Source organism: Pseudomonas sp. R1-43-08 (genome assembly GCF_003852255.1).
Lineage (GTDB): Bacteria > Pseudomonadota > Gammaproteobacteria > Pseudomonadales > Pseudomonadaceae > Aquipseudomonas.
Genome location: NZ_CP027734.1, coordinates 1398996 through 1425603 on the forward strand (window position 1 = coordinate 1398996; position 26608 = coordinate 1425603).

The 26608-nt window shown below is 59.6% G+C and carries 22 protein-coding genes and 1 pseudogene; all 23 read left to right on the forward strand.

Going from position 1 to position 26608, the window contains the following annotated elements; genetic code table 11:
- Nucleotides 1–363: 363 nt before the first annotated feature.
- On the forward strand, nt 364–1101 hold the full coding sequence (gene rpsB, locus C4J87_RS06275) for a 30S ribosomal protein S2 (protein WP_048719953.1): 738 nt from the start codon (nt 364–366) through the stop codon (nt 1099–1101).
- Between the two features lie 203 nt (nt 1102–1304).
- Nucleotides 1305–2168, forward strand: coding sequence for a translation elongation factor Ts (gene tsf / locus C4J87_RS06280; RefSeq protein ID WP_124361608.1), 864 nt, complete (start codon nt 1305–1307; stop codon nt 2166–2168).
- A 211-nt stretch (nt 2169–2379) separates the two neighbouring features.
- Nucleotides 2380–3123 (forward strand): UMP kinase, encoded by a 744-nt coding sequence (gene pyrH / locus C4J87_RS06285; protein WP_003172271.1) that lies wholly within the window; start codon nt 2380–2382, stop codon nt 3121–3123.
- Nucleotides 3120–3677, forward strand: a complete 558-nt coding sequence (gene frr / locus C4J87_RS06290; RefSeq protein ID WP_057723203.1) for a ribosome recycling factor — start codon at nt 3120–3122, stop codon at nt 3675–3677. Before pyrH ends, frr begins: the two co-directional genes overlap by 4 nt.
- A 17-nt stretch (nt 3678–3694) precedes the next feature.
- Nucleotides 3695–4450 (forward strand): polyprenyl diphosphate synthase, encoded by a 756-nt coding sequence (gene uppS, locus C4J87_RS06295; protein WP_057723202.1) that lies wholly within the window; start codon nt 3695–3697, stop codon nt 4448–4450.
- A complete protein-coding gene (locus C4J87_RS06300) occupies nt 4451–5257 on the forward strand; it encodes a phosphatidate cytidylyltransferase (RefSeq protein WP_124366114.1) in 807 nt (268 codons plus the stop codon).
- Nucleotides 5254–6459, forward strand: a complete 1206-nt coding sequence (gene ispC / locus C4J87_RS06305) for a 1-deoxy-D-xylulose-5-phosphate reductoisomerase (protein ID WP_124366115.1) — start codon at nt 5254–5256, stop codon at nt 6457–6459. Before C4J87_RS06300 ends, ispC begins: the two co-directional genes overlap by 4 nt.
- Before the next feature lie 38 nt (nt 6460–6497).
- Nucleotides 6498–7849 (forward strand): annotated as a pseudogene (gene rseP, locus C4J87_RS06310) (sigma E protease regulator RseP).
- Between the two features lie 74 nt (nt 7850–7923).
- Nucleotides 7924–10311, forward strand: coding sequence for an outer membrane protein assembly factor BamA (gene bamA / locus C4J87_RS06315; protein ID WP_124366116.1), 2388 nt, complete (start codon nt 7924–7926; stop codon nt 10309–10311).
- A 45-nt stretch (nt 10312–10356) separates the two neighbouring features.
- Nucleotides 10357–10860 carry an OmpH family outer membrane protein gene (locus C4J87_RS06320; RefSeq protein WP_003172279.1) on the forward strand — a complete coding sequence of 168 codons (504 nt, stop codon included), beginning with the start codon at nt 10357–10359 and terminating at the stop codon, nt 10858–10860.
- A 3-nt stretch (nt 10861–10863) separates the two neighbouring features.
- Nucleotides 10864–11919, forward strand: a complete 1056-nt coding sequence (lpxD, locus tag C4J87_RS06325) for a UDP-3-O-(3-hydroxymyristoyl)glucosamine N-acyltransferase (protein WP_124366117.1) — start codon at nt 10864–10866, stop codon at nt 11917–11919.
- Nucleotides 11920–12030: 111 nt separating this feature from the next.
- Nucleotides 12031–12471, forward strand: coding sequence for a 3-hydroxyacyl-ACP dehydratase FabZ (gene fabZ, locus C4J87_RS06330; RefSeq protein ID WP_003172281.1), 441 nt, complete (start codon nt 12031–12033; stop codon nt 12469–12471).
- Nucleotides 12468–13244 (forward strand): acyl-ACP--UDP-N-acetylglucosamine O-acyltransferase, encoded by a 777-nt coding sequence (lpxA, locus tag C4J87_RS06335; protein WP_124361615.1) that lies wholly within the window; start codon nt 12468–12470, stop codon nt 13242–13244. The genes fabZ and lpxA overlap by 4 nt, the downstream gene beginning before the upstream one ends.
- Nucleotides 13245–13246: 2 nt before the next feature.
- On the forward strand, nt 13247–14386 hold the full coding sequence (gene lpxB / locus C4J87_RS06340; RefSeq protein ID WP_124366118.1) for a lipid-A-disaccharide synthase: 1140 nt from the start codon (nt 13247–13249) through the stop codon (nt 14384–14386).
- Nucleotides 14383–15015, forward strand: coding sequence for a ribonuclease HII (gene rnhB / locus C4J87_RS06345; RefSeq protein ID WP_124366119.1), 633 nt, complete (start codon nt 14383–14385; stop codon nt 15013–15015). Before lpxB ends, rnhB begins: the two co-directional genes overlap by 4 nt.
- Before the next feature lie 77 nt (nt 15016–15092).
- A complete protein-coding gene (gene dnaE / locus C4J87_RS06350) occupies nt 15093–18614 on the forward strand; it encodes a DNA polymerase III subunit alpha (RefSeq protein ID WP_124366120.1) in 3522 nt (1173 codons plus the stop codon).
- A 152-nt stretch (nt 18615–18766) separates the two neighbouring features.
- On the forward strand, nt 18767–19714 hold the full coding sequence (locus tag C4J87_RS06355; RefSeq protein ID WP_016976871.1) for an acetyl-CoA carboxylase carboxyltransferase subunit alpha: 948 nt from the start codon (nt 18767–18769) through the stop codon (nt 19712–19714).
- Between the two features lie 161 nt (nt 19715–19875).
- On the forward strand, nt 19876–21186 hold the full coding sequence (gene tilS / locus C4J87_RS06360; protein WP_124366121.1) for a tRNA lysidine(34) synthetase TilS: 1311 nt from the start codon (nt 19876–19878) through the stop codon (nt 21184–21186).
- A 273-nt stretch (nt 21187–21459) separates the two neighbouring features.
- The gene (locus C4J87_RS06365) at nt 21460–23091 is read left to right on the forward strand and encodes a CTP synthase (RefSeq protein WP_124361620.1); all 1632 of its coding nucleotides are present in this window, start codon (nt 21460–21462) and stop codon (nt 23089–23091) included.
- A gap of 5 nt (nt 23092–23096) precedes the next feature.
- Nucleotides 23097–23942 carry a 3-deoxy-8-phosphooctulonate synthase gene (kdsA, locus tag C4J87_RS06370; protein ID WP_124366122.1) on the forward strand — a complete coding sequence of 282 codons (846 nt, stop codon included), beginning with the start codon at nt 23097–23099 and terminating at the stop codon, nt 23940–23942.
- Between the two features lie 156 nt (nt 23943–24098).
- Entirely contained in the window at nt 24099–25388 is a 1290-nt protein-coding gene (eno, locus tag C4J87_RS06375) for a phosphopyruvate hydratase (RefSeq protein ID WP_124366123.1), read from the forward strand.
- Between the two features lie 171 nt (nt 25389–25559).
- On the forward strand, nt 25560–25838 hold the full coding sequence (gene ftsB, locus C4J87_RS06380) for a cell division protein FtsB (protein WP_057723188.1): 279 nt from the start codon (nt 25560–25562) through the stop codon (nt 25836–25838).
- The gene (gene ispD, locus C4J87_RS06385; protein ID WP_124366124.1) at nt 25835–26542 is read left to right on the forward strand and encodes a 2-C-methyl-D-erythritol 4-phosphate cytidylyltransferase; all 708 of its coding nucleotides are present in this window, start codon (nt 25835–25837) and stop codon (nt 26540–26542) included. The genes ftsB and ispD overlap by 4 nt, the downstream gene beginning before the upstream one ends.
- Nucleotides 26543–26608: the final 66 nt, after the last annotated feature.

Here is a 26608-nt window from a genome sequence, read left to right on the forward strand (position 1 = left end):
AGCGCGACGCGCTGAAATCAATACGGTTCACGGGCGTGCGACACTTCGCACACGCCACAAAAAAACGCGATTCTAACAGACGCGGGCGACAAACCATGAGCCCCTGACGATCGCTTCTCTCTATAGAGTGGGGGTATATCGGCGCCATTCAAAGGGTTGGAACAGGGAAGCTTGCGGCAAATGTGATTGCGGGTTCCGTTTTCGCCCTTGCTGTGGTATAAAATGCGCCGCTTTCCGGGGATGCCCCGCAGAGCTTAAATCCACACACGTGTCGACACGATGACCTGGGTGCCAGAGGCCTTGAAGCCGCTGGTTGGTCATTGGGATACGTGGAGGCCAAACCCGACTTATTAAGGAACTATCATGTCCCAAGTCAACATGCGCGATATGCTGAAGGCCGGTGTGCACTTCGGTCACCAGACCCGTTACTGGAACCCGAAAATGGGTAAGTACATTTTCGGCGCGCGTAACAAGATTCACATTATCAACCTTGAAAAAACCCTGCCAATGTTCAACGAAGCTTTGACTTTCGTAGAGCGCCTGGCCCAGGGCAAAAACAAGATCCTGTTCGTCGGCACCAAGCGTTCCGCTGGCAAGATCGTTGCTGAAGAAGCAGCACGTTGCGGTTCGCCGTACGTCGATCACCGCTGGTTGGGCGGCATGCTGACCAACTTCAAAACCATCCGTGCTTCCATCAAGCGTCTGCGTGACCTTGAAGTGCAAGCCGAAGACGGTACTTTCGCCAAGCTGACCAAGAAAGAAGCGCTGATGCGCACTCGCGACCTGGAAAAGCTCGATCGTTCCCTGGGTGGTATCAAGGACATGGGCGGTCTGCCTGACGCACTGTTCGTTATCGACGTTGATCACGAGCGCATCGCGATCACCGAAGCCAACAAGCTGGGCATCCCTGTTATCGGCGTAGTCGATACCAACAGCAGCCCGGATGGCGTTGACTACATCATCCCAGGCAACGATGACGCAATCCGCGCTATCCAGCTGTACATGGGTTCGATGGCTGACGCTGTAATCCGTGGTCGCAACCACGTTGCTGGTGGTACCGAGCAGTTCGTTGAAGAAGCTCCGGTAGCCGCAGCTGAGTAATTGACGCCCTGGCGTTGACTCAGTAAGCAAAAAGGGGGCTTGGCCCCCTTTTTGCCACCTCGAAAACCATTTGTTGGCGCCCACTTGTGGCGGCGCATCGTTGCTCTGTAACGTGCAGCAGCCTACAACGGATATTCGGGAAGAATTGATCCCCCGTTCGATCGGGTGGAATGGTTGAAAACCTATCCAAGAGGAATTTGAAAATGGCAGCAATTACTGCAGCGTTGGTTAAAGAACTGCGTGAGCGTACCGGCGAAGGCATGATGGATTGCAAGAAGGCCCTGGAAAAGGCCGACGGCGACATCGAAAAAGCCATTGACGACATGCGTGCTTCCGGCGCCATCAAGGCCGCTAAGAAAGCAGGCAACGTGGCTGCTGAAGGCGCTATCGCTCTGAAAGAAGACGGCAAGTCCGCAGTACTGCTGGAAGTGAACTCGCAGACCGACTTCCTGGCTCTGCAGGATGACTTCAAGGCATTTGTTGCCGCCAGCGTTGAAAAAGCGTTCGCCGACAAACTGACTGACGCCGCTCCGCTGATCGAAGCTCAAGAAGCTGATCGCCTGGTACTGGTCGGCAAGGTTGGCGAAAACGTCAACATCCGTCGCCTGGTGCGCGTTGAAGGTGACGTGGTAGGTGGTTACCTGCACGGCAACAAGATCGGTGTTGCAGTTGTCCTGAAAGGCGGCAACGTTGAACTGGCCAAAGATATCGCTATGCACGTAGCGGCCAGCAACCCTGAGTTCCTGTTGCCTTCGGAAGTTTCTGCCGAAGCGATCGAGCGTGAAAAAGCTGTGTTCCTGCAGCTGAACGAAGAAAAAATCAAAGGCAAGCCAGAAAACATTGTTGAGAATATGGTCAAGGGCCGTATCAGCAAGTTCCTGGCTGAAGCAAGCCTGGTTGAGCAGGCGTTCGTCAAGAACCCTGAAATCAAGGTTGGCGAACTGGCCAAGAAAGCCGGTGCTGAAATCGTTTCCTTCACCTACTTCAAAGTAGGCGACGGTATCGAGAAGCCGGTCGACAACTTCGCTGAAGAAGTTGCTGCCCAGCTGGCTGCCGCCAAGCAATAAGACAGTTTTCAACTGTCGCCCGAAAGAGGCTGCCCGCTCACGCGCGCAGCCTCTTTTCAAATGGGAAGGCGAATTTATTTGGCTTCCCCTCGGAACTGGCTTACAAAGCCGTGTTCCGATGGCGCTGTGATGGCGTCCAGCTAGAGTGAACGCAAGCCGTAAACGGCTCGCCAAGAATTTTTTAAAAAATACGCCGCAGGAGAGATTCGCAATGGCTCAGCAGGGCAGTGGTTATCAGGCTCGCTATAAACGCATTCTACTCAAGCTCAGCGGCGAGGCCCTGATGGGCTCGGAAGAGTTCGGGATCGACCCCAAGGTGCTTGACCGCATGGCGCTAGAAGTCGGCCAACTGGTCGGTATCGGTGTTCAGGTGGGCCTGGTGATCGGTGGTGGCAACCTGTTCCGCGGCGCGGCACTGAGTGCTGCCGGCATGGATCGGGTCACTGGCGACCACATGGGCATGCTGGCCACTGTGATGAACGCCCTGGCCATGCGTGACGCCCTGGAGCGTGCCAATATCTCGGCCATCGTGATGTCGGCTATTTCCATGGTCGGTGTGACCGATCACTACGATCGCCGCAAAGCCATGCGCCACCTGAACGCCAAGGAAGTGGTGATCTTTGCCGCGGGCACCGGTAACCCGTTCTTCACCACCGATTCGGCCGCATGCCTGCGTGCTATCGAAATCGACGCCGACGTGGTGTTGAAGGCGACCAAGGTGGATGGCGTATACACTGCAGATCCATTCAAAGACCCGCATGCCGAGAAGTTCGATCATCTGACCTACGATGAAGTGCTGGATCGCAAGCTGGGTGTGATGGACCTGACGGCTATCTGTCTGTGCCGCGACCACAAGATGCCGCTGCGCGTATTTAACATGAACAAACCCGGCGCCCTGCTGAATATCGTACACGGCGGCGCAGAAGGGACTCTGATCGAGGAAGGCCAACAATGATCAACGAAATCAAGAAAGACGCTCAAGAGCGTATGCACAAATCCCTGGAGTCTCTGAGCCACGCATTCGGCCAGATTCGCACGGGCAAGGCTCACCCGAGCATCCTGGGCAGCGTGATGGTGCCCTACTACGGTACGGACACCTCCATTACCCAGGTGGCCAACATCACCGTAAAAGACTCGCGCACCCTGCAGGTCGTAGCCTTCGAGCGCAACATGCTCGGGGCGGTCGACAAAGCTATCCAGAGTGCCGGCTTGAACCTCAACCCGACCAACCTGGGTGAGTTGTTGTTGATTTCCATGCCTGCCCTGACCGAAGAGACCCGCAAGGGCTTCACCAAGCAGGCGCGCAGCGCGGCTGAAGATGCACGGGTTGCCGTGCGCAACATCCGTCGCGATGCCTTGGGTGACCTGAAGAAGCTGGTCAAGGACAAGGAGATCAGCGAAGACGAAGAGCGCCGTGCCGTTGCCGATATCGATAAGCTGACCAAGGATGCGGAGGCCCAGATCACCAAGGCCACCGAAGAAAAAGAAAAGGACCTGATGGCCGTATAAGGGGTCAGGACGCCTTCATGGAAAAGACCAAGCAGACTGTGCCCTCTGTGGTGCCGCGCCATGTCGCGATCATCATGGATGGGAATAATCGCTGGGCGAAAAAACGCTTTATGCCCGGTGTTGCCGGGCATAAAGCGGGTGTCGATGCGGTGCGCGCTGTCATCGAAGTGTGCGCCGAGGCCAAGGTCGAAGTGCTGACGCTGTTTGCCTTTTCCAGCGAGAACTGGCAGCGGCCCGCCGAAGAAGTGAGTGCCTTGATGGACCTGTTCTTCAAGGCGCTGCGGCGCGAGGCCAAGCGCCTCAATGACAACGGCATCAGCCTGCGCATCATTGGTGACCGTTCCCGGTTCCATCCGGAGCTGCAGGCAGCCATGCGTGAAGCCGAGGCTATCACGGCCGGCAGCAACCGTTTCGTGCTGCAAATCGCGGCCAACTACGGCGGCCAATGGGATATCGCCCAGGCTGCGCAGCGACTGGCCCGCGAAGTGCAGGCCGGTCATTTGCGGCCCGACGACATCACGCCCGAACTGCTGCAAACCTGCCTGGTGACCGGCGACCTGCCGTTGCCGGACTTGTGCATCCGTACCGGTGGTGAGCACCGCATCAGCAATTTCCTGCTGTGGCAGCTAGCCTATACCGAGTTGTATTTCTCCGACCTGTTCTGGCCGGACTTCAAACACGATGCCATGCGCAATGCGCTGGCCGATTTCGCTTCCCGTCAGCGTCGCTTCGGTAAAACGAGCGAGCAGATCGAAGCTGGAGCCCGGGTTTAAATGCTTAAACAACGAATCATCACAGCACTGATCCTGCTGCCGATTGCCTTGTGTGGTTTTTTCCTGCTCGAGGGTTCCGGCTTTGCACTGTTCATCGGCCTGGTGGTAACCCTCGGCGCATGGGAATGGGCGCGTCTGGCGGGCTTCAGCGACCAATTGCCACGCGTGGCGTACGCCGCGGTCGTCGCGCTGTTGCTGTTCCTGATGTACATCCTGCCCGATATTGCGCCCTGGGTGCTCGGGGCGTCGGTATTGTGGTGGGCATTGGCGACGTTCCTGGTGCTGACCTATCCACGCACCAGCGGTCACTGGTCCAGTGTGGCCTGCAAGTTGGTGATTGGCTTGCTGATCCTGCTGCCGGCCTGGCAAGGCTTGGTGGAAATCAAGCGTTTCCCGAATGGCAACGAATTGATCCTGGCGGTCATGGTGCTGGTCTGGGGCGCTGACATCGGCGCTTACTTTTCAGGCCGTGCCTTTGGCAAGCGTAAGCTGGCGCCGGCCGTCAGCCCAGGCAAGAGCTGGGAAGGCGTATACGGCGGGCTGGCCTTGACGCTGCTGATCGCGCTGGCGGTCGGTGTGTGGCGCGACTGGTCGGTGAAGGAGATTTTCCTGGCCCTGTTGGGGGCTGCCGTCGTGGTATTCATTTCGGTGGTGGGCGACCTCACCGAGAGCATGTTCAAGCGCCAGGCCGGGATCAAGGACAGCAGCAACCTGCTGCCAGGTCACGGTGGTGTGCTGGACCGTATCGACAGCCTCACCGCCGCGTTGCCGATCTTTGCCGTGTTGCTGTGGATGATCGCTTCGTGAGCCGTCTGCAGCAGGTCACCGTGCTTGGAGCGACGGGCTCGGTCGGGCTGAGCAGCCTGGATGTCATCGCCCGTCACCCCGATCGTTACCAGGTTTTCGCCCTGACCGGCTTTACGCGCATGAATGAACTGCTGGCGTTATGCGTGCGTCATTCGCCGCGCTTTGCCGTGGTGCCGCAGGCCGCTGCCGCGCGAAGCCTGCAGGATGATTTGCGGGCTGCCGGCCTTGCCACCCAGGTGCTGGTGGGCGAAGAGGGGTTGTGCCAGGTGTCTGCGGACGCCGAAGTGGATACGGTCGTGGCAGCTATTGTCGGTGCGGCGGGTTTGCGCCCGACACTGGCTGCCGTCGATGCGGGCAAGAAAATCCTGCTGGCCAATAAAGAAGCCCTGGTCATGTCCGGCGCGCTCTTTATGCAGGCCGTGCGCAGGAGCGGGGCGGTCCTGTTGCCCCTGGACAGCGAGCACAACGCGATCTTCCAGTGCATGCCCGCTGATTTTGCCCGCGGCCTGGGCCAGGTCGGCGTGCGCCGGATTTTGCTGACGGCGTCCGGTGGCCCCTTCCGGCAGACTCCGGTGGATGAGCTGGAGCATGTATCCCCCGACCAGGCGTGCGCGCACCCGAACTGGTCCATGGGGCGCAAAATCTCCGTGGACTCGGCAAGCATGATGAACAAAGGCCTGGAGCTGATCGAGGCGTGCTGGTTGTTTGATGCGCGGCCTGATCAGGTGGAGGTGGTGATTCACCCGCAAAGTGTGATTCATTCCCTGGTGGATTACGTGGACGGCTCGGTACTGGCGCAATTGGGCAACCCGGATATGCGCACGCCGATCGCCAATGCCCTGGCTTGGCCGGAGCGGATTGATTCCGGTGTGGCGCCATTGGACCTGTTTGCCATCGCGCGCCTGGATTTCCAGGCGCCGGACGAACAGCGCTTCCCGTGCCTGCGTCTGGCCCGGCAAGCAGCTGAGGCGGGCAACAGTGCGCCAGCCATGCTCAATGCAGCCAATGAAGTGGCCGTGGCGGCGTTTCTCGAACGGCGCATCCGCTTTCCGCAGATCGCGAGTATCATCGAGGACGTTCTGGATTCTGAGCCGGTTGTGGCTGTGGATGACCTGGGGGCCGTGTTCGAGGCCGATACAAAGGCTCGGGCCCTGGCCGAGCAATGGCTGGACCGCAACGCGCGTCAGGCTGTAGGCGGGTAAGCGCCTTCAGGCATTGGATTGAAATGCGGAGAAATTAGATGAGTGCGCTCTACATGATTGTCGGCACCCTGGTTGCTCTGGGTGTGCTGGTTACCTTCCACGAATTCGGCCACTTCTGGGTGGCGCGTCGTTGCGGCGTCAAGGTATTGCGTTTTTCCGTCGGTTTCGGCATGCCGCTGGTTCGCTGGCATGATCGTCAGGGTACCGAGTTCGTGATTGCAGCCATCCCGCTGGGTGGCTATGTGAAAATGCTCGATGAGCGCGAAGGCGAAGTGCCTGCGGACCAGTTGGATCAATCCTTCAACCGCAAGACCGTTCGTCAGCGCATCGCCATTGTCGCTGCCGGCCCGATTGCCAATTTCCTGTTGGCGATGGTGTTCTTCTGGGTCCTTGCCATGCTGGGCAGCCAGCAAGTGCGTCCGGTCATCGGCGCGGTCGAGACGGGCAGTATGGCGGCCAAGGCCGGGCTGGTGGCAGGGCAGGAAATTGTTTCGATTGATGGCGAGCCCACCACGGGTTGGGGCGCGGTCAATTTGCAGTTGGTGCGGCGACTGGGTGAGAGCGGCACTGTCAATGTGGTGGTGCGTGAGCCGGATTCCAGTGCCGAAAGCCCGCGTGAGCTGGCCTTGGACCATTGGCTTCAAGGCGCTGACGAGCCAGATCCGATCAAGTCCCTGGGCATCCGTCCGTGGCGTCCGGCGTTGCCGCCGGTACTCGCCGAGCTGGACCCTAAAGGCCCGGCCCAGGCCGCAGGCCTGAAAACCGGCGACCGGCTGTTGGCCCTTGACGGCCAGGCGCTGGGCGATTGGCAGCAAGTGGTCGACCTGGTACGTGTACGCCCTGATACGAAAATTGTGCTGAAAGTTGAGCGCGAAGGTGCTCAAATCGACGTCCCTGTAACCTTGTCGGTGCGTGGTGAGGCCAAGGCTGCCGGGGGTTACCTGGGGGCCGGGGTCAAAGGTGTCGAGTGGCCGCCATCGATGGTGCGAGAGATCAGCTTCGGGCCGTTGGCAGCGATTGGCGAGGGTGCTAAACGCACTTGGACCATGAGCGTGCTGACCCTCGAATCCCTGAAGAAAATGTTGTTCGGCGAGCTCTCGGTAAAAAACTTGAGTGGACCGATAACCATTGCTAAAGTGGCGGGCGCTTCTGCCCAGTCGGGTGTCGCGGATTTCTTGAATTTCCTGGCTTATCTGAGTATCAGCCTTGGAGTTCTGAATTTGCTGCCCATTCCAGTGTTGGATGGGGGCATCTGCTGTTTTATCTGGTCGAGTGGGTGCGTGGTCGCCCCTTGTCGGATCGGGTGCAGGGTTGGGGGATACAGATCGGTATCAGTTTGGTGGTCGGAGTGATGTTGTTAGCTCTGGTCAACGATCTGGGACGACTGTAACGCTTCGCTGAATTGCGAATCTGCCGCATTTTGCGGCAGTTTGTTTATTGCCAGTTGGAATAAGAAAGGACTTCATGAAACGTCTGCTGCTAACTGCGGTTCTCACCGTATTGATGATCGCCGAAGTTCACGCCGAGTCCTTCACCATCTCCGATATTCGCGTCAACGGCCTCCAGCGGGTTTCCGCGGGTAGCGTCTTTGGTGCCTTGCCGTTGAACGTCGGGGAACAGGCTGATGATCGTCGCCTGGTGGAATCCACTCGTGCGCTGTTCAAAACCGGGTTCTTTCAAGATATCCAACTGGGTCGCGAAGGCAACGTCCTGGTCATCACCGTCGTCGAGCGGCCTTCCGTCGCGAGTATCACGATCGAAGGTAACAAGGCCATCTCCACTGAAGACCTGATGAAAGGGTTGAAGCAGTCGGGCCTGGCCGAGGGCGAGATCTTCCAGCGCGCCACCCTTGAAGGTGTGCGTAACGAACTGCAACGCCAGTACGTTGCCCAGGGCCGCTACTCGGCAAGCGTGGAGACGGAAGTCATCCCGCAGCCGCGTAACCGGGTAGGCCTGAAGGTCAACATCAACGAAGGCACCGTGGCGGCCATCCAGCACATCAACGTGGTGGGCAACACCAAGTTCGCGGATGAAGACCTGATCGACCTGTTCGAGCTCAAGACCACCAACTGGTTGTCGTTCTTCAAGAACGATGACAAGTACGCCCGTGAAAAACTGTCCGGTGACCTGGAACGCCTGCGCTCCTACTACCTGGACCGTGGCTACATCAATATGGACATCGCTTCGACCCAGGTGTCCATCACCCCGGACAAGAAGCACGTCTACATTACCGTCAACGTCAACGAAGGCGAGAAGTACAAGGTTCGTGACGTCAAGCTCAGCGGTGACTTGAAAGTGCCTGAAGACCAGGTCAAGTCCCTGTTGCTGGTCCAGAAAGACCAGGTGTTCTCGCGCAAGCTGATGACCACCACCTCCGAGCTGATCACCCGTCGCCTGGGTAACGAAGGCTATACCTTCGCCAACGTCAACGGCGTGCCGACCCCGAACGATGAAGACCACACCGTGGACATCACCTTCGTTGTCGACCCGGGCAAGCGTGCCTACGTCAACCGCATCAACTTCCGTGGCAACACCAAGTCCTCGGACGAAGTGCTGCGTCGTGAAATGCGCCAGATGGAAGGCGGTTGGGCGTCGACTTACCTGATCGACCAATCCAAGACCCGTCTTGAGCGCCTGGGCTTCTTCAAGGAAGTCAACGTCGAAACCCCGGCCGTACCGGGTGTGGATGACCAGGTCGACGTGAACTACGCCGTTGAAGAGCAAGCGTCGGGCTCGATCACCGCCAGCGTCGGTTTCGCACAGAGCGCGGGTTTGATCCTCGGTGGTTCCATCACCCAGAACAACTTCCTCGGTACCGGTAACCGTGTGTCCATCGGCCTGACCCGAAGCGAATACCAGAGCCGATACAACTTCGGTTACACCGACCCCTACTGGACTGCAGACGGTGTGAGCCTGGGCTACAACGCCTTCTACCGCACCACCGACTACAAAGACCTCGACGTCGACGTTGCAAGCTATGCGATCGACAGCCTTGGTGCCGGCGTCAACGTGGGTTATCCGATCAGTGAGACCTCGCGCCTGACCTTCGGCCTGACCGCGCAGCAGGATGAGATCAAGACCGGTGTCTACACCGTGGATGAGATTTTCGACTTCACCCGTCGTGAAGGCGACAAGTTCCTGAACTTCAAGGCGTCTGCCGGCTGGTCCGAGTCGACCCTGAACAAAGGCGTACTGGCGACCCGTGGTCATTCCCAGAGCCTGACTGCGGAAGTCACCACGCCGGGCAGCGACCTGTCGTTCTTCAAGCTCGACTACCGTGGCCAGTTGTTCCAGCCGTTGAGCGACAACTACACCATGCGCCTGCACACCGAGCTGGGCTATGGCGACGGTTATGGTTCGACCAATGGCTTGCCGTTCTATGAGAACTACTACGCGGGTGGTTTCAACTCGGTACGTGGTTTCAAGGACAGCACCTTGGGTCCTCGTGGTACGCCGAGCCGTGGTCAGGCGTTTACTGGTAACCAGGGCACGCAAGTGGACTCCGACAACGACCCGCTGCCTTTCGGTGGTAACGTGTTGATCCAGGGTGGTGCGGAAATTCTGTTCCCGTTGCCATTCGTGAAAGATCAGCGTTCCCTGCGCACCTCGGTCTTCTGGGACGTCGGTAACGTGTTCGACTCCAAGTGCGACCAGATCACCAACCCGAGTGGCGTGAAGTCCAACACCCAGTGCAACGATGTGAGCCTGAGCAATATGGCCAGCTCCGTCGGTGTGGGTGTGACCTGGGTGACTGCGTTGGGCCCGTTGAGCTTTGCTCTGGCCATGCCGATCAAGAAACCGGATAACGCTGAAACCCAGATTTTCCAATTCTCCCTTGGCCAGACGTTCTAAGCGTCTGACCTAAGATAACGACAACGGATTCTGTAGGAGTACATCGTGCGTAAGTTGACTCAATTGGTCCTGCTGGCCACTGTGCTGGTAACCACCCCGGCCTTCGCCGAAATGAAAATCGCCGTGCTGAACTATCAGATGGCCCTGCTGGAATCTGACGCGGCCAAGAAGTACGCCGTGGATGCAGAGAAGAAATTCGGTCCGCAATTGACCAAGCTTAAAACCCTGGAAAGCAGCGCCAAAGGCATCCAGGACCGTCTGGTTGCCGGTGGTGACAAGATGCAGCAAGGCGAGCGCGAGCGTCTGGAGCTTGAATTCAAGCAAAAGGCCCGTGACTACCAGTTCCAATCCAAGGAACTGAACGAAGCCAAGGCTGTTGCCGACCGCGAAATGCTCAAGCAGCTCAAGCCGAAACTCGACAGCGCCGTGGAAGAAGTCATCAAGAAGGGTGCCTTTGACCTGGTGTTCGAGCGTGGCGCAGTGATTGACGTCAAGCCTCAATACGACATCACCCGCCAGGTGATCGAGCGCATGAACCAGCTGAAGTAAACCATGACCGCGACCATCAAGCTCGGCGAGTTGGCCGAGTTCCTGGGAGCCACCTTGCGTGGTTCCCCGGAGAAAGACATCACTGGGCTAGCCACCTTGCAGGAGGCTGGCCCAGCTCAGTTGAGCTTCCTCGCAAATCCTCAATACCGTAAATACCTGGTCGATTGCCAAGCCGCAGCCGTGTTGCTGAAGGCGGCTGACGCCGAAGGGTTTATCGGGGATGCGCTGGTAGTGGACGACCCCTACCTGTGCTACGCGAAAGCGTCGCACCTGTTCGATCCCAAGCCTGAGGCGGCTGGCGGTATTCACCCGTCAGCGGTGATCGCCGAGGACGCCCAGGTCGACCCGGCGGCCAGCGTTGGCGCCTTTGCCGTGATCGAAAGCGGCGCGCGTATTGGCGCAGGCGTCACCGTCGGCGCGCATTGCTTTATTGGCGCGCGTTGCGTCATCGGTGCCGATGGCTGGCTGGCGCCTCGCGTCACCCTTTACCACGATGTGCGTATTGGGCAGCGAGTGGTCATTCAGTCGGGCGCGGTGATTGGTGGTGAAGGCTTCGGTTTTGCCAACGCCAAGGGTATCTGGCACAAGATCGCCCAGGTGGGCGGCGTGTTGATCGGCGACGACGTAGAGATCGGTGTCAACACTGCTGTCGATCGCGGGGCCCTGGCCGATACCGTGATTGGCAACGGCGTGAAGCTCGACAACCAGATTCAGATCGCCCACAACGTGCAGATTGGCGATCACACCGCCATGGCTGCGTGCGTGGGGATTTCCGGCAGCACCAAAATCGGCAAGCATTGCATGCTCGCCGGTGGCGTGGGGCTGGTGGGGCATATCGATATTTGCGACAACGTCTTCATCACCGGCATGACCATGGTCACTCACTCGATTACCGAGCCAGGGGCTTATTCATCCGGTACCGCCATGCAGCCAGCGGCTGAATGGCGCAAGAGCGCAGCACGTCTGAGGCAGCTCGACGACATGGCGCGACGTCTCAAACAGCTGGAAAAGCGTGCTGCAGACGTGACCCCTGGCGGTAATGCTTCATCAGAAGGCTGATACCATTTCCATATCAAGTGTGCACAGCCGCTAGACTGCCTCCTTGATTTGCTAGCGGGGCGTGCTTTTAGTCCGCCCGCCCCCAATCTTTATTACAGGCTTCCCCCCGAAATGATGGACATCAACGAGATTCGCGAATACCTGCCTCACCGTTACCCGTTCCTGCTGGTGGACCGAGTAGTGGACCTCAATGTTGAGGAAAAGCGCATTCGTGCCTACAAGAATGTCAGCATCAACGAACCGTTTTTCAATGGTCACTTTCCTGCGCATCCCATCATGCCGGGCGTGTTGATCATCGAAGCAATGGCCCAGGCTGCCGGTATCCTTGGTTTCAAAATGCTCGACCTCAAGCCTGCCGACGGCACGCTTTACTATTTCGTGGGCTCCGACAAGTTGCGTTTTCGCAATCCGGTCACCCCGGGTGACCAGTTGATCCTGGAAGCCAAGTTCATCAGCTGCAAGCGCCAGATCTGGAAGTTCGAATGCCAGGCCTCGGTGGATGGCAAGCCGGTGTGCTCTGCCGAGATCATCTGCGCGGAACGCAAACTATGAGTTTGATTGACCCTCGCGCAATCATCGATCCGTCGGCCGTACTGGCCGCCGACGTTGAGGTCGGCCCTTGGTCGATCGTCGGCGCAGGTGTGGAAATCGGCGAGGGGACTGTCATCGGGCCGCACGTGATCCTCAAGGGTCCGACCCGCATTGGCAAACACAATCGCATCTACCAGTTTTCCTCGGTAGGCGAAGACACCCCGGACATGAAGTACAAGGGTGAAGAAACGCGCCTGGTAATCGGTGACCACAACATCATCCGTGAAGGCGTGACCATTCACCGTGGCACCGTGCAGGATCGGGCAGAGACCACGCTGGGGGATCACAACCTGGTGATGGCCTATGCGCATATCGGCCACGACAGCGTGATCGGCAACCACTGCATCCTGGTCAACAACACCGCCTTGGCCGGGCATGTGCATGTGGACGACTGGGCGATCCTGTCCGGTTTCACCCTGGTGCACCAATATTGCCATATCGGCGCCCACAGCTTTTCCGGCATGGGCACCGCCATCGGCAAGGATGTCCCTGCATTCGTCACGGTGTTCGGCAACCCCGCTGAAGCCCGCAGCATGAATTTTGAAGGGATGCGCCGTCGCGGCTTCAGCGACGACGCGATCCAAGCCCTGCGCCGCGCCTACAAGACGGTTTACCGTCAAGGGCTGACGGTTGAGCAGGCCCTGACCGAACTGGCCGAGCCGGCAGCGTCGTTCCCGGAAGTCGCGGTGTTTCGCGACTCGATCCAGGCGTCGACTCGCGGCATCACCCGCTGACCATGGCCAAGTTGCGTATCGCACTGGTCGCCGGCGAAGCTTCCGGCGATATTCTCGGTGCCGGCCTGATGCGGGCCCTCAAGGTCCAGCACCCGACCATCGAATTTATTGGCGTCGGTGGCCCGCTGATGCAGGCCGAAGGCCTCACCTCCTACTTTCCGATGGAGCGCCTGTCGGTCATGGGTTTGGTAGAAGTACTGGGGCGCCTGCGTGAGTTGCTCGCGCGTCGCAAGCTACTGATCAAGACGTTGATCGAAGAAAAGCCCGACGTCTTTATCGGTATCGATGCCCCGGACTTCACTCTCAACATTGAACTCAAGTTGCGCCAGGCCGGGATCAAGACGGTTCACTATGTCAGCCCGTCCGTGTGGGCGTGGCGGCAAAAGCGCGTGCTGAAGATTCGTGAAGGCTGCGACTTGATGCTGACCCTGCTGCCGTTCGAAGCGCGGTTCTACGAAGAGAAGGGCGTGCCGGTGCGGTTTGTCGGGCATACCCTGGCCGATGCCATTCCTTTGCAGGCCGACCGTGCCGCAGCGCGTACCGAACTGGGGTTGCCCGATGGCCCGCTGGTCGCACTGATGCCGGGTAGCCGGGGGGGCGAAGTCGGACGCCTGGGCGGCCTGTTTTTTGATGCCGCCGAACGTCTGCAAGCGCTCAAGCCGGGGATTCGTTTTGTACTGCCGTGCGCCAGCCCGCAGCGTCGCGCACAAATCGAAACACTGCTTGAAGGGCGCAACCTGCCGTTGACCCTGCTCGACGGTCAGTCGCACCTGGCCCTGGCCGCCTGCGATGCCGTACTGATCGCCTCAGGCACCGCCACCCTGGAAGCCTTGTTGTACAAGCGCCCCATGGTTGTGGCCTATCGCCTGGCGCCGCTGACCTTCTGGATTCTCAAGCGGATGGTCAAGAGCCCGTATATTTCCTTGCCCAATCTGCTGGCCCAACGGTTGTTGGTGCCGGAGTTGTTGCAGGACGATGCTACGCCCCAGGCACTTGCACAAACGCTGCTACCCTTGATTGACGGCGGCGAAGAGCAGACCCGTGGTTTCGATGCGATTCACCGCACCCTGCGGCGTGATGCCTCGAACCAGGCGGCTGACGCTGTGTTGAACTTGATCGGCCATAGACAGGAAGCCTTATGAGTACGCAGATGGGCCTGGATTTCAGCCTGGTTGCACAGGCCCACGAACTGGTCGCCGGTGTCGACGAAGTCGGGCGCGGCCCGCTGTGCGGTGCGGTCGTAACGGCGGCGGTGATTCTCGACCCGAACCGTCCGATCCTTGGCCTCAATGACTCGAAAAAGCTCACCGAAGCCCGCCGTGAAAAGCTCTATGACGAGATCTGCGAAAAAGCCCTGAGTTGGCATATCGCTCGAGCGGAAGTGGAAGAAATCGATGAACTGAACATCCTGCACGCCACCATGCTTGCCATGCAGCGTGCGGTTGAAGGGCTGCATATCACGCCCAGGCTGGCGATGATCGACGGCAATCGTTGCCCCCAGCTGGCGATGCGCGCTGAAGCCGTGGTCCAGGGTGACAGCAAGGTGCCGGCCATTGCGGCGGCGTCGATTTTGGCCAAGGTCAGCCGCGACCGCGAAATGGCGGCGTTCGACTTGATTTACCCCGGCTACGGCATGGGCGGCCACAAGGGCTACCCGACGCCCGTTCATCTGGAAGCCTTGGCGCGACTCGGCCCTACGCCGATCCATCGCCGCTCGTTCGCCCCGGTGCGCCAGGCTTACGAGCTGCGCGAGAGCCTCAGCGAGGTGTAGTCGCAAGGCTGATGTTTTGCTCAAGGCCCGGTACAATCCCGGGCCTTGTTGTTTCCACGTTACTGCACAGGATCACTATGCCGGCTTCATTCGTTCATCTACGCCTGCACACTGAATACTCCCTGGTCGACGGCCTCGTACGGATCAAACCGCTGGTCAAGACCCTGGTGGGCATGAACATGCCAGCGGTAGCGGTTACCGACCAGAACAACATGTGTTCCCTGGTCAAATTCTACAAAAACGCCATGGGCGCAGGTATCAAGCCGATCTGCGGCGCCGACCTGTGGCTGTCCAACAAGGATCCGGATAACCCCCTGAGCCGCATCAGCCTGCTGGCGATGAACGGCGTGGGTTATCGCAACCTGACCGAACTGATTTCCCGTGGCTTCATCGATGGTCAGCGCAACGGCTCGATCATCATCGAGCGCGAGTGGGTCGCACAAGCCAGCGAAGGCTTGATCATGCTCTCGGCCGCCAAAGAGGGCGAGATCGGTATCGCGCTGCTCGGCGGCAACCCGCAGGAAGCCGAAGTGCTCGCCCGCGAGTGGATGCAGGTGTTCCCTGACCGCTTCTACCTGGAAGTGCAGCGCACCAATCGCCCCAACGATGAAGAGCACCTGCACGCCGCCGTGGCCCTGGCCGACAAGCTGGGCGCGCCGCTGGTGGCAACCAACGATGTGCGTTTTATCAAGAAGGAAGATTTCGAGGCCCACGAGACCCGCGTGTGCATCGGCGAGGGCCGGGCCCTGGATGACCCGCGTCGCTCCAAGAACTACAGCGAAGAGCAGTACCTCAAAAGCGCCGAGGAAATGGCCGAGCTGTTCAGCGACTTGCCCGAGGCCTTGGAAAACTCCGTCGAGATTGCCAAGCGCTGCAATATCGAAGTGAAGCTGGGCAAGCACTTCCTGCCCAACTTCCCGATTCCCGATGGCATGACCATTGACGAATACTTCCGCAAGGTCTCGTTCGACGGCCTGGAAGAGCGGCTCAGCGTGCTGCTGCCCAGGGACACCACCGAAGACTACGAAGCCAAGCGCCAGGTCTACGTCGACCGGCTGAATTTCGAGCTGGATATCATCATCCAGATGGGGTTCCCCGGTTACTTCCTGATCGTGATGGACTTTATCCAGTGGGCCAAGAGCAACGGCGTACCGGTCGGTCCGGGCCGGGGGTCAGGTGCTGGCTCGCTGGTGGCCTACGTGCAGAAGATCACCGACCTCGACCCGTTGGAATATGACCTGCTGTTCGAACGTTTCCTCAACCCGGAACGGGTTTCCATGCCCGACTTCGACGTCGACTTCTGCATGGACGGTCGCGACCGCGTGATCGAATACGTGGCCGAGAAATACGGTCGCAATGCGGTCAGCCAGATCATCACCTTCGGTTCCATGGCGGCCAAGGCGGTTATCCGCGACGTGGCCCGGGTGCAGGGCAAATCCTACGGTCTGGCCGACCGCCTGTCGAAGATGATCCCGTTCGAAGTGGGCATGACCCTGGAAAAAGCCTACGAACAGGAAGAGATTCTGCGCGACTTTATCAAGGTCGATGAAGAAGCCGCCGAAATCTGGGACATGGCGCGCAAGCTCGAAGGTGTGGTGCGTAACGTCGGTAAACACGCCGGTGGCGTGGTGATCGCGCCTACCAAGCTGACCGACTTCTCGCCGATCTACTGCGATGAAGAGGGCGGCGGCCTGGTGACCCAGTTCGACAAGGATGACGTGGAGGCGGCCGGCCTGGTGAAGTTCGACTTCCTCGGCCTGCGCACCCTGACGATCATCGACTGGGCGCTCAAGACCATCAACCGCGACCGCGCCAAGGTCGGCGAGGAACCGCTGGATATCGCCTTTATCCCGCTGGACGACAAACCGACCTACAGCCTGCTGCAAAAAGCCGAAACCACTGCGGTGTTCCAGCTTGAGTCGCGCGGCATGAAGGAGCTGATCAAAAAGCTCAAGCCCGACTGCCTGGAAGACTTGATCGCACTGGTGGCCCTGTTCCGTCCGGGGCCGCTGCAATCGGGCATGGTTGATGACTTTATCAACCGTAAGCACGGCCGCGCCGAACTGGCGTACCCGCACTCCGACTATCAGTACGAAGGCCTCAAGCCGGTACTGGCGCCAACCTACGGCATCATCCTGTATCAGGAACAGGTGATGCAGATCGCCCAGGTGATGGCGGGTTACACCCTCGGCGGTGCGGACATGCTGCGTCGCGCCATGGGTAAAAAGAAACCCGAAGAAATGGCCAAGCAACGCGGCGGTTTCATCGAGGGCTGCGCCACCAACAATATTGACGCGGACCTGGCCGGTAACATCTTCGACCTGGTAGAGAAATTCGCCGGTTACGGCTTCAACAAATCCCACTCCGCTGCGTACGGCCTGGTGTCGTACCAGACCGCCTGGTTGAAAGCCCACTATCCGGCGCCGTTCATGGCCGCGGTACTCTCGGCGGATATGCACAACACCGACAAGGTCGTGACCTTGATCGAGGAAGTGCGCACCATGAAGCTGCGCCTCGACGCGCCGGACGTGAACGCCTCGGAGTTCAAGTTCACGGTGAACGACGAAGGCCGCATCATTTATGGCCTCGGCGCGATCAAAGGCGTGGGTGAGGGGCCGGTGGAAGCCATCACCGAGGCGCGTCAGGACGGGCCTTTCAAGGATCTGTTCGACTTCTGCGCGCGGGTTGACCTCAAGCGTATCAACAAGCGCACCCTCGATGGCCTGATCCGCAGCGGTGCGCTGGACCGTCTCGGCCCGTATTTCCATGACGAGCCGAAAGCTTACCAGGCCAATATCGACCGCAACCGCGCGGTGCTGCTGACTGCCATGGAAGAAGCGATCAAGGCCGCCGAACAGACTGCCCGTACCCATGACAGTGGCCACGCCGACCTGTTTGGCGGGTTGTTCGTCGAAGAAGATGCGGATGTGTATGCCAACCACCGCAAGGCCAAGGAGCTGACTCTCAAGGAACGTCTCAAAGGTGAGAAAGACACCTTGGGCCTGTACCTCACGGGTCACCCGATTGACGAGTACGAAGGCGAGATTCGCCGGTTCGCCCGTCAGCGCATCATCGACCTGAAGCCGGCCCGGGATACCCAGACGGTTGCCGGCATGATCATCGCCCTGCGGGTGATGAAAAATAAGAAGGGCGACAAGATGGGTTTTATCACCCTCGACGACCGCTCGGGCCGGATCGAAGCGTCACTGTTTGCCGACGCGTTCCACTCCGCCCAGTCGCTGCTGCAGACCGACGCCATGGTGGTGGTGGAAGGGGAGGTCAGCAACGACGACTTCTCCGGCGGCCTGCGCCTGCGCATCAAGCGCGTGATGAGCATGGAAGATGCACGTACCAACCTGGCCGAAAGCCTGCGCCTGAAGGTCAAGACCGAGGCGCTCAAGGGCGATCAGCTACGCTGGTTGGGTGACCTGCTCAAGCGTCACCGTGGTGCGTGCCCGGTGACCATGGAGTACACCGGCAACGACGCCAAGGCCATGTTGCAGTTTGGCGAGACCTGGCGAATCGATCCCGCTGACGGCTTGATTCAAGCATTGCGTGACCAGTTCGGCCGTGACAACGTCTTTCTCCAATACCGCTGATGGCCAGGCGCTTGCTTTTCCCTGAAGAGTATTCGCCTGATCTCGGCCAAACATTTAATCTCGACCTAAACGCGCCTCTCCCTTAAGGTAGGGCGCGAATAGACAACCGGCTGGCCAGGCACCCCTTGGCCGTCGACCCAAGACGGACGCTTATGAACCCGAATTTTCTTGATTTCGAACAGCCGATCGCTGACCTGCAAGCCAAGATCGAAGAGCTGCGCCTGGTCGGCAATGACAATTCGCTGAATATCGGCGATGAGATCGCCCGCCTGCAAGACAAGAGCAGTACGCTCACCGAAGACATTTTCGGCAAGCTGACCAGCTGGCAGATCGCGCGCCTGGCTCGCCACCCGCGCCGTCCGTACACCCTGGACTACATTCAGCACATCTTCACCGAGTTCGACGAGCTGCATGGCGACCGCCATTTCTCCGACGACGCGGCCATCGTGGGCGGTATCGCTCGACTGGACGACCAGCCAGTGATGGTGATCGGCCATCAGAAAGGCCGTGAAGTGCGCGAAAAAGTGCGTCGCAACTTCGGCATGCCGCGTCCGGAAGGCTACCGCAAGGCTTGCCGCCTGATGGAAATGGCCGAACGCTTCAAGATGCCGATCCTGACCTTCATCGACACCCCGGGTGCCTACCCAGGTATCGATGCCGAAGAGCGCAACCAGAGCGAAGCGATTGCCTGGAACCTGCGGGTCATGGCGCGCCTCAAGACGCCAATCATCGCCACCGTGATCGGTGAGGGTGGTTCCGGCGGAGCACTGGCCATTGGCGTCTGCGATCAACTGAACATGTTGCAATATTCGACCTACGCGGTGATTTCGCCGGAAGGTTGCGCCTCCATTCTGTGGAAAACCGCCGAAAAGGCGCCGGACGCTGCTGAGGCCATGGGCATCACCGCTGATCGCCTCAAGGGCCTGGGGATCGTTGATAAAGTCATCGCCGAGCCATTGGGCGGCGCGCATCGTGATCCGGCTGCGGCTGCCGCGACTATCCGTGCCGAACTGGGCTCGCAACTGGCGATGCTCAAGAAGCTGGATAACGAAGCGCTGCTGGCCCGTCGTTACGAGCGTCTGATGAGCTACGGTCTCTAAGCCGACGCCGTAACTCCATGTGGGGGGGGCTTGCCCCCGATAGCGGTGGACCCGTCACGAGATTCGGTGACTGACACTCAGCAATCGGGGGCAAGCCCCCTCCCACATTTGCTTTGTGTATGCTTGGCCAACGTATTCCAGGTTTGCGGCGTTACTATCTGATGAAGCCACTCCTATCCGCCAAGCTCCTGCAAACACTGGCCCCCTGGCGCAACGCCCCGGCCTGGCATGTCGCTTTTTCGGGTGGGCTCGATTCCACCGTCCTGTTGCATCTGCTGGCCTCTCTGGCAAACATTCCTCCTCTGCGTGCTGTGCATGTTCACCATGGCCTGCAAACTGCCGCTGACGCCTGGCCCGGCCATTGTCAGCGAGTGTGTGAAGGCTTAAACGTGCCCTTGCGGGTGGTGCGCGTGCAGGTACAGCCCGGCGCCAGCCTTGAGCGCGCGGCCCGTGACGCGCGTTATCTGGCCTTTGCCGAGGTGACCGGGGCAGGGGAGGTGCTGCTCACCGGCCAGCATCGCGACGATCAGGCTGAAACCCTGTTGTTCCGCCTGCTGCGCGGCGCCGGGGTGCGTGGGCTTGCGGCAATGCCCGCGCATCGCGCTTTGGCGCAAGGTCATCTGGTGCGCCCGCTGCTGGACGTCACGCGTGTCGAGCTGGAAGCCTACGCCCAGGCCCATCATTTACAGTGGATCGAAGACCCTTCGAACGCTGACCCACGTTTCTCCCGTAATTATCTGCGGCACCGCGTCTTCCCGGTGCTGGCGCAGCGCTGGCCTCAAGTGGTGTCAAGCCTGGCCCGCACGGCTGAACATCTGGAGCAAGCCCAAGGCTTGCTCGATGAGCTGGCCGCCATGGACCTGCAGCGCGCCGATCAACCTTCGTTGTTTCCCTGGTTGCCTTTGCGCTCCCTGGCTATTACGCCCTTGCGCGAGCTTTCCGATGCACGCCAGCGCAACGCGCTGCGCCATTGGCTGGCTCCACTCACCCGCCTGCCCGACAGCGACCACTGGGCTGGCTGGTATTCCATGCGCGATGCCAAGGATGATGCGCAGCCCCGATGGCGTCTGGCTGACGGCGAGTTGCACCGCAGCGGCGAGCGCATCTGGTGGCTGCCCTCTACATGGTCGGAATTTTCCGACGCATCGGTGAGCTGGCCCCATCCGCAAAAACCATTGGAGTTACCCGGCAATGGTCAGTTGAAACTGATTGGCGAGGCGCCTGAAGGTCCGCTGGAAATCCGCTACCGCCAGGGCGGTGAAATCATCGAAGTGCCAGGTCGTGGCCGGCGCGACCTGAAACGCCTGTTCAATGAGTGCGGCATGCCCGGGTTTGTCCGTGGCAGATTGCCGCTGCTGTATCGGGGCGAGCGATTGCTGGCTGTCCCAACCCTTGCGGGGCTATGGGCCGGCACGCCGAACGACTGGCAATTGCATTGGTTACCACAGACCTGCGATCAAGGTTTGAGCTGATAGAGCCTTTCCGGTAGACTACGCTCCCTTCTTGATACAACTTCTGTGGATTCGCCTGAATCGCAGCAGTTGCCGATTACCAAGCAGTCTTTGCTGGGCGATTCCAAAAAATGTGTAGCGATCAACGTACCGGTGTTCCATTGCTGGTCTGTCACAACGCGGCGGTTTTTTTGAAAGGTGCACTGTGATTAATGCAGGTGATCGGGGGCTTCGGCCTCTCTTCGCTTTCCCCGGCGGCTCGTACCGCTTTAACGCAGACTTCTAGGGTTTTTCATGACGCGCTACATATTCGTCACGGGCGGTGTTGTTTCTTCATTGGGGAAAGGCATTGCCTCCGCTTCATTGGCGGCCATCCTGGAGGCGCGGGGGCTTAAAGTCACCATGCTCAAGCTGGACCCGTACATCAACGTCGACCCGGGCACCATGAGCCCGTTCCAGCACGGTGAAGTGTTCGTCACCCATGACGGCGCCGAGACCGACCTGGACCTGGGCCACTACGAGCGGTTCATCCGCACGACCATGACCCAGAACAATAACTTCACCACCGGCCGTGTCTACGAGCACGTGCTGCGCAAGGAGCGCCGTGGTGACTACCTGGGTGCAACCATCCAGGTGATCCCGCACATCACCGACGAAATCAAGCGCCGCATCATCAAGGGCGCGGGCGATGCCGACGTGGCGATGGTCGAGATCGGTGGCACCGTGGGTGACATTGAATCCCAACCGTTCCTCGAAGCCATTCGCCAGTTGCGTTTCGAAGTCGGCGCCAAGCGCGCGATGCTGATGCACCTCACCCTGGTGCCGTACATCGCCACTGCCGGCGAAACCAAAACCAAACCAACCCAGCACTCGGTCAAGGAACTGCGTTCCATTGGCTTGCAGCCGGACGTGCTGGTCTGCCGCTCCGACCACCCGATCGATATTTCCTCGCGTCGCAAGATCGCGCAGTTCACCAACGTTGAAGAGCGTGCGGTGATCGCCCTGGAAGACGCCGACACCATCTACAAGATCCCGGGCATCCTGCATTCCCAGGGCCTGGATGATTTTGTGGTCGAGCGTTTCGGCCTGCAGTGCAACGGCGCGGACCTGTCCGAGTGGGAAGCCGTGGTCGACGCCAAGCTCAACCCTGAGCATGAAGTCACCATCGCCATGGTCGGCAAGTACATGGAACTGCTCGACGCGTACAAATCCCTGATCGAAGCGATGAGTCACGCCGGCATCAGCAATCGTACCAAGGTCAACCTGCGCTACATCGATTCCGAAGACATCGAGAACCAGGGCACCGCCCTGCTCGAAGGCGTGGACGCGATCCTCGTTCCCGGCGGTTTCGGCCTGCGTGGGGTGGAAGGCAAGATCACCGCCGTGCAATACGCTCGCGAGAACAAGGTGCCCTACCTGGGTATCTGCCTGGGCATGCAAGTGGCCGTCATCGAGTTCGCTCGTAACGTGCTGGGCTGGAAAGACGCCAACTCCACCGAGTTCGATCACACCAGCGGCCACCCGGTCGTGGGCCTGATCACCGAGTGGGAAGACGCCACCGGTGCCGTCGAAACCCGTACCGAAGCTTCCGACCTGGGCGGCACCATGCGCCTGGGCGCACAGGACTGCCTGCTGGAAGCCGGTTCGCTGGTACACGACTGCTACGGCAAGGACGTGATCGTCGAGCGTCACCGTCACCGCTACGAAGTGAACAACAACCTGCTGCCGCAGATCAAGGAAGCGGGCCTGAAGATTTCCGGCCGCTCCGGCGACGGCAAGCTGGTTGAAGTGGTCGAGGCACCGGATCATCCGTGGTTCGTGGCCTGTCAGTTCCACCCTGAGTTCACCTCGACGCCGCGCGACGGTCACCCGCTGTTCAGCGGTTTCGTCAAAGCGGCACTGACGCAACATCAGAAGAAGGCATAACCCTGATGGCCCAGAAGATCATTCGCGTAGGCGACATCGAAATTGCCAACGACAAGCCCATGGTGCTGTTCGGCGGCATGAACGTACTGGAAAGCCGCGACATGGCGATGCAGGTCTGTGAAGAGTACGTGCGGGTTACCCAGAAGTTGGGTATCCCCTATGTATTCAAGGCCAGCTTCGACAAGGCCAACCGTTCGTCCGTGACCTCCTATCGCGGCCCGGGCCTTGAAGAAGGCATGCGGATCTTCCAGGACATCAAGCAAGCCTTCGGCGTGCCGATCATCACCGACGTCCACGAGCCCGAGCAGGCTGCCGTGGTCGCCGAGGTGTGCGACATCATCCAGTTGCCGGCCTTCCTGTCGCGCCAGACCGACCTGGTGGTCGCCATGGCCAAGACTGGCGCGGTGATCAATATCAAGAAAGCCCAGTTCCTCGCGCCCCAGGAAATGAAACATATCCTGAGCAAATGCGTGGAAGCGGGTAACGACCAGTTGATCCTGTGCGAGCGTGGTTCGAGCTTCGGCTATAACAACCTCGTGGTGGACATGCTCGGTTTCGGCATCATGAAACAGTTCGAATACCCGGTGTTCTTCGACGTGACCCACGCGCTGCAAATGCCCGGTGGTCGCGCCGATTCCGCCGGCGGTCGCCGTGCCCAGGTGCTGGACCTGGCCAAGGCGGGCATCAGCCAGTCCCTGGCCGGCCTGTTCCTGGAAGCCCACCCGGACCCGGACAACGCCAAGTGCGACGGCCCCTGTGCCCTGCGCCTGGACAAGCTGGAGCCGTTCCTGGCCCAGCTCAAGCAGTTGGACGAACTGGTCAAGAGTTTTCCGACGGTAGAGACCGCGTAAGCGGCGTTTCTCCGGTAGAATTTCCCACGCTTTATGCTCAGGCCCCAGGCCTGAGCCTTGTCGTCTGCAAGCCTGCCCTGTTGTTCCACCCTTGCGGTCGGTCAAAAGATTTCCTTCAGCTGCGTCGTTTTCGTCAACTTTGGAGTGTTTACAACAATGGCAAAAATCGTCGACATCAAAGGTCGTGAAGTTCTCGACTCCCGTGGCAACCCCACCGTCGAAGCCGACGTGCTTCTCGATAACGGCATCATCGGCAGCGCCTGCGCGCCGTCCGGTGCTTCCACCGGTTCGCGCGAAGCGCTGGAACTGCGTGATGGCGACAAGAGCCGTTACCTGGGCAAGGGTGTACTCAAGGCGGTAGCCAACATCAACGGCCCGATCCGTGACCTGTTGCTGGGCAAGGACCCGCTGGACCAGAAAGCCCTGGACCACGCGATGATCAAGCTCGACGGCACCGAAAACAAAGGCAGCCTGGGCGCCAACGCGATCCTCGCCGTGTCTCTGGCCGCCGCCAAGGCCGCCGCCCAGGACCAGGACCTGCCGCTGTACGCGCACATCGCCAACTTGAACGGCACGCCGGGTGTGTACTCGATGCCGGTGCCGATGATGAACATCATCAACGGTGGCGAGCACGCCGATAACAACGTCGACATCCAGGAATTCATGGTGCAGCCGGTTGGCGCCAAGACCTTCTCCGAAGGCCTGCGCATGGGCACCGAGATTTTCCATCACCTCAAGGCTGTGCTGAAGGCCCGTGGCCTGAGCACTGCAGTGGGTGACGAAGGTGGTTTTGCGCCGAACCTGGCGTCCAACGAAGATGCACTGAAAGTGATCTCCGAAGCTGTGGCCAACGCCGGCTACACACTGGGCACCGACGTGACCCTGGCCCTGGACTGCGCTGCCAGCGAATTCTTTGAGGACGGCAAGTACAACCTGTCCGGCGAAGGCCAGGTGTTCAACTCCGAAGGCTTTGCCGAATACCTGAAGGGCCTGACCCAGCGCTACCCGATCATTTCGATCGAAGACGGCCTGGATGAGTCCGACTGGGACGGCTGGAAAATTCTCACCGACAAGATCGGTGAAAAAATCCAGTTGGTGGGCGACGACCTGTTCGTGACCAACACCAAGATCCTGAAAGAAGGCATCGACAAGAAGATCGCCAACTCGATCCTGATCAAGTTCAACCAGATCGGCACCCTGACCGAAACCCTGGAAGCCATCCAGATGGCCAAGGCTGCGGGCTACACCGCCGTGATCTCGCACCGCTCCGGCGAAACCGAGGATTCGACCATTGCCGACCTGGCCGTGGGTACCTCGGCGGGCCAGATCAAGACCGGTTCCCTGTGCCGTTCCGACCGCGTGTCCAAGTACAACCAATTGCTGCGCATCGAAGAGCAATTGGCGGGTAAAGCCAAGTACAACGGTCGCAGCGAGTTTCGCGGCTGAGCAGTAAATGGTAAAAAGTCGGCCGATTGCGTCGGAAATCTCACGACAGTGGGCATTTCGGCGCTAATCTGCTGACTGACAAGCACAAGCCTGGTTTATCCAGGCTTCGTGCTATCAGTTGCTGCAAAAGGTTTGCATGACTGTCTTTTTTCACTGGATACCCGGATTTCGATGCGCAGTCCCAATTGGTTGTTCCTCGTCTTGCTCTTGTTGCTGGCTGGCCTGCAGTACCGCCTATGGGTCGGTAACGGCAGCTTTGCGCAGGTGGAAGAGCTGACCCAGCAAATTGCCGACCAGCACGCCGAAAACGAACGTCTGCTGGAGCGCAACCGCGTGCTTGATGCCGAAGTGCTTGAGCTGAAAAAAGGCACGGAGACCGTCGAAGAGCGGGCGCGTCATGAGCTGGGCATGGTCAAGGAGGGCGAAACCCTCTACCAGTTGGCCCAATGAACACCGAGTTACCGGCCTTCTGGGCCGTGATTCCGGCCGCGGGTGTTGGTGCCCGTATGGCCGCCGACCGTCCCAAGCAGTATCTGCAACTGGGCGGGCGCACCATTCTCGAACACAGCCTTGACTGTTTCCTTGACCACCCTGCGTTGCAAGGGCTGGTGGTCAGTCTTGCGGCTGATGACCCCTACTGGCCCACCCTGGCGTGTGCCGCCGACCCGCGTATTCAGCGTGCGGATGGCGGATCGGAGCGCTCAGGTTCCGTGCTCAATGCACTGCTGCAGCTCAATGCTCTGGGCGCCCGTGATGAAGATTGGGTGCTGGTGCACGATGCAGCGCGGCCCAATCTGAGCCGTGATGATCTCGACAAGCTATTGGGTGAACTGGCTGACGATCCCGTGGGTGGCCTGCTGGCCGTGCCGGCCCGTGACACCCTCAAGCGCGTCGACAAACACGGCCGTGTCGTCGAGACCGTTGATCGTAGCCTGATCTGGCAGGCCTTTACGCCCCAGATGTTCCGCCTGGGCGCCTTGCACCGCGCCTTGGCGGACAGCCTGGTGGCCGATGCGGTGATCACCGATGAAGCCTCGGCCATGGAATGGTCCGGCCAGGCACCACGCCTGATCGAAGGGCGTTCGGACAACATCAAGGTGACGCGGCCGGAAGATCTTGAGTGGCTGCGGTTGCGCTGGGTTAACCGCAGGTAGTCAGGCGCACCGCGTCGACTTCATCGCAGGCAAGCCAGCTCCCACATTTGATTGGGTTCACAGATC

What these genes read in the sequence shown, in the direction of transcription:
- rnhB (WP_124366119.1), top strand. Translation starts at nt 14,383, where the DNA reads ATGAGTACGCAGATGGGCCTGGATTTCAGCCTGGTTGCACAGGCCCAC.
- ftsB (WP_057723188.1), top strand. Translation starts at nt 25,560, where the DNA reads ATGCGCAGTCCCAATTGGTTGTTCCTCGTCTTGCTCTTGTTGCTGGCT.
- tsf (WP_124361608.1), top strand. Translation starts at nt 1,305, where the DNA reads ATGGCAGCAATTACTGCAGCGTTGGTTAAAGAACTGCGTGAGCGTACC.
- C4J87_RS06300 (WP_124366114.1), top strand. Translation starts at nt 4,451, where the DNA reads ATGCTTAAACAACGAATCATCACAGCACTGATCCTGCTGCCGATTGCC.
- uppS (WP_057723202.1), top strand. Translation starts at nt 3,695, where the DNA reads ATGGAAAAGACCAAGCAGACTGTGCCCTCTGTGGTGCCGCGCCATGTC.
- lpxA (WP_124361615.1), top strand. Translation starts at nt 12,468, where the DNA reads ATGAGTTTGATTGACCCTCGCGCAATCATCGATCCGTCGGCCGTACTG.
- C4J87_RS06365 (WP_124361620.1), top strand. Translation starts at nt 21,460, where the DNA reads ATGACGCGCTACATATTCGTCACGGGCGGTGTTGTTTCTTCATTGGGG.
- C4J87_RS06355 (WP_016976871.1), top strand. Translation starts at nt 18,767, where the DNA reads ATGAACCCGAATTTTCTTGATTTCGAACAGCCGATCGCTGACCTGCAA.
- frr (WP_057723203.1), top strand. Translation starts at nt 3,120, where the DNA reads ATGATCAACGAAATCAAGAAAGACGCTCAAGAGCGTATGCACAAATCC.
- eno (WP_124366123.1), top strand. Translation starts at nt 24,099, where the DNA reads ATGGCAAAAATCGTCGACATCAAAGGTCGTGAAGTTCTCGACTCCCGT.
- fabZ (WP_003172281.1), top strand. Translation starts at nt 12,031, where the DNA reads ATGATGGACATCAACGAGATTCGCGAATACCTGCCTCACCGTTACCCG.
- bamA (WP_124366116.1), top strand. Translation starts at nt 7,924, where the DNA reads ATGAAACGTCTGCTGCTAACTGCGGTTCTCACCGTATTGATGATCGCC.
- pyrH (WP_003172271.1), top strand. Translation starts at nt 2,380, where the DNA reads ATGGCTCAGCAGGGCAGTGGTTATCAGGCTCGCTATAAACGCATTCTA.
- tilS (WP_124366121.1), top strand. Translation starts at nt 19,876, where the DNA reads ATGAAGCCACTCCTATCCGCCAAGCTCCTGCAAACACTGGCCCCCTGG.
- kdsA (WP_124366122.1), top strand. Translation starts at nt 23,097, where the DNA reads ATGGCCCAGAAGATCATTCGCGTAGGCGACATCGAAATTGCCAACGAC.
- rpsB (WP_048719953.1), top strand. Translation starts at nt 364, where the DNA reads ATGTCCCAAGTCAACATGCGCGATATGCTGAAGGCCGGTGTGCACTTC.
- lpxB (WP_124366118.1), top strand. Translation starts at nt 13,247, where the DNA reads ATGGCCAAGTTGCGTATCGCACTGGTCGCCGGCGAAGCTTCCGGCGAT.
- dnaE (WP_124366120.1), top strand. Translation starts at nt 15,093, where the DNA reads ATGCCGGCTTCATTCGTTCATCTACGCCTGCACACTGAATACTCCCTG.
- lpxD (WP_124366117.1), top strand. Translation starts at nt 10,864, where the DNA reads ATGACCGCGACCATCAAGCTCGGCGAGTTGGCCGAGTTCCTGGGAGCC.
- ispD (WP_124366124.1), top strand. Translation starts at nt 25,835, where the DNA reads ATGAACACCGAGTTACCGGCCTTCTGGGCCGTGATTCCGGCCGCGGGT.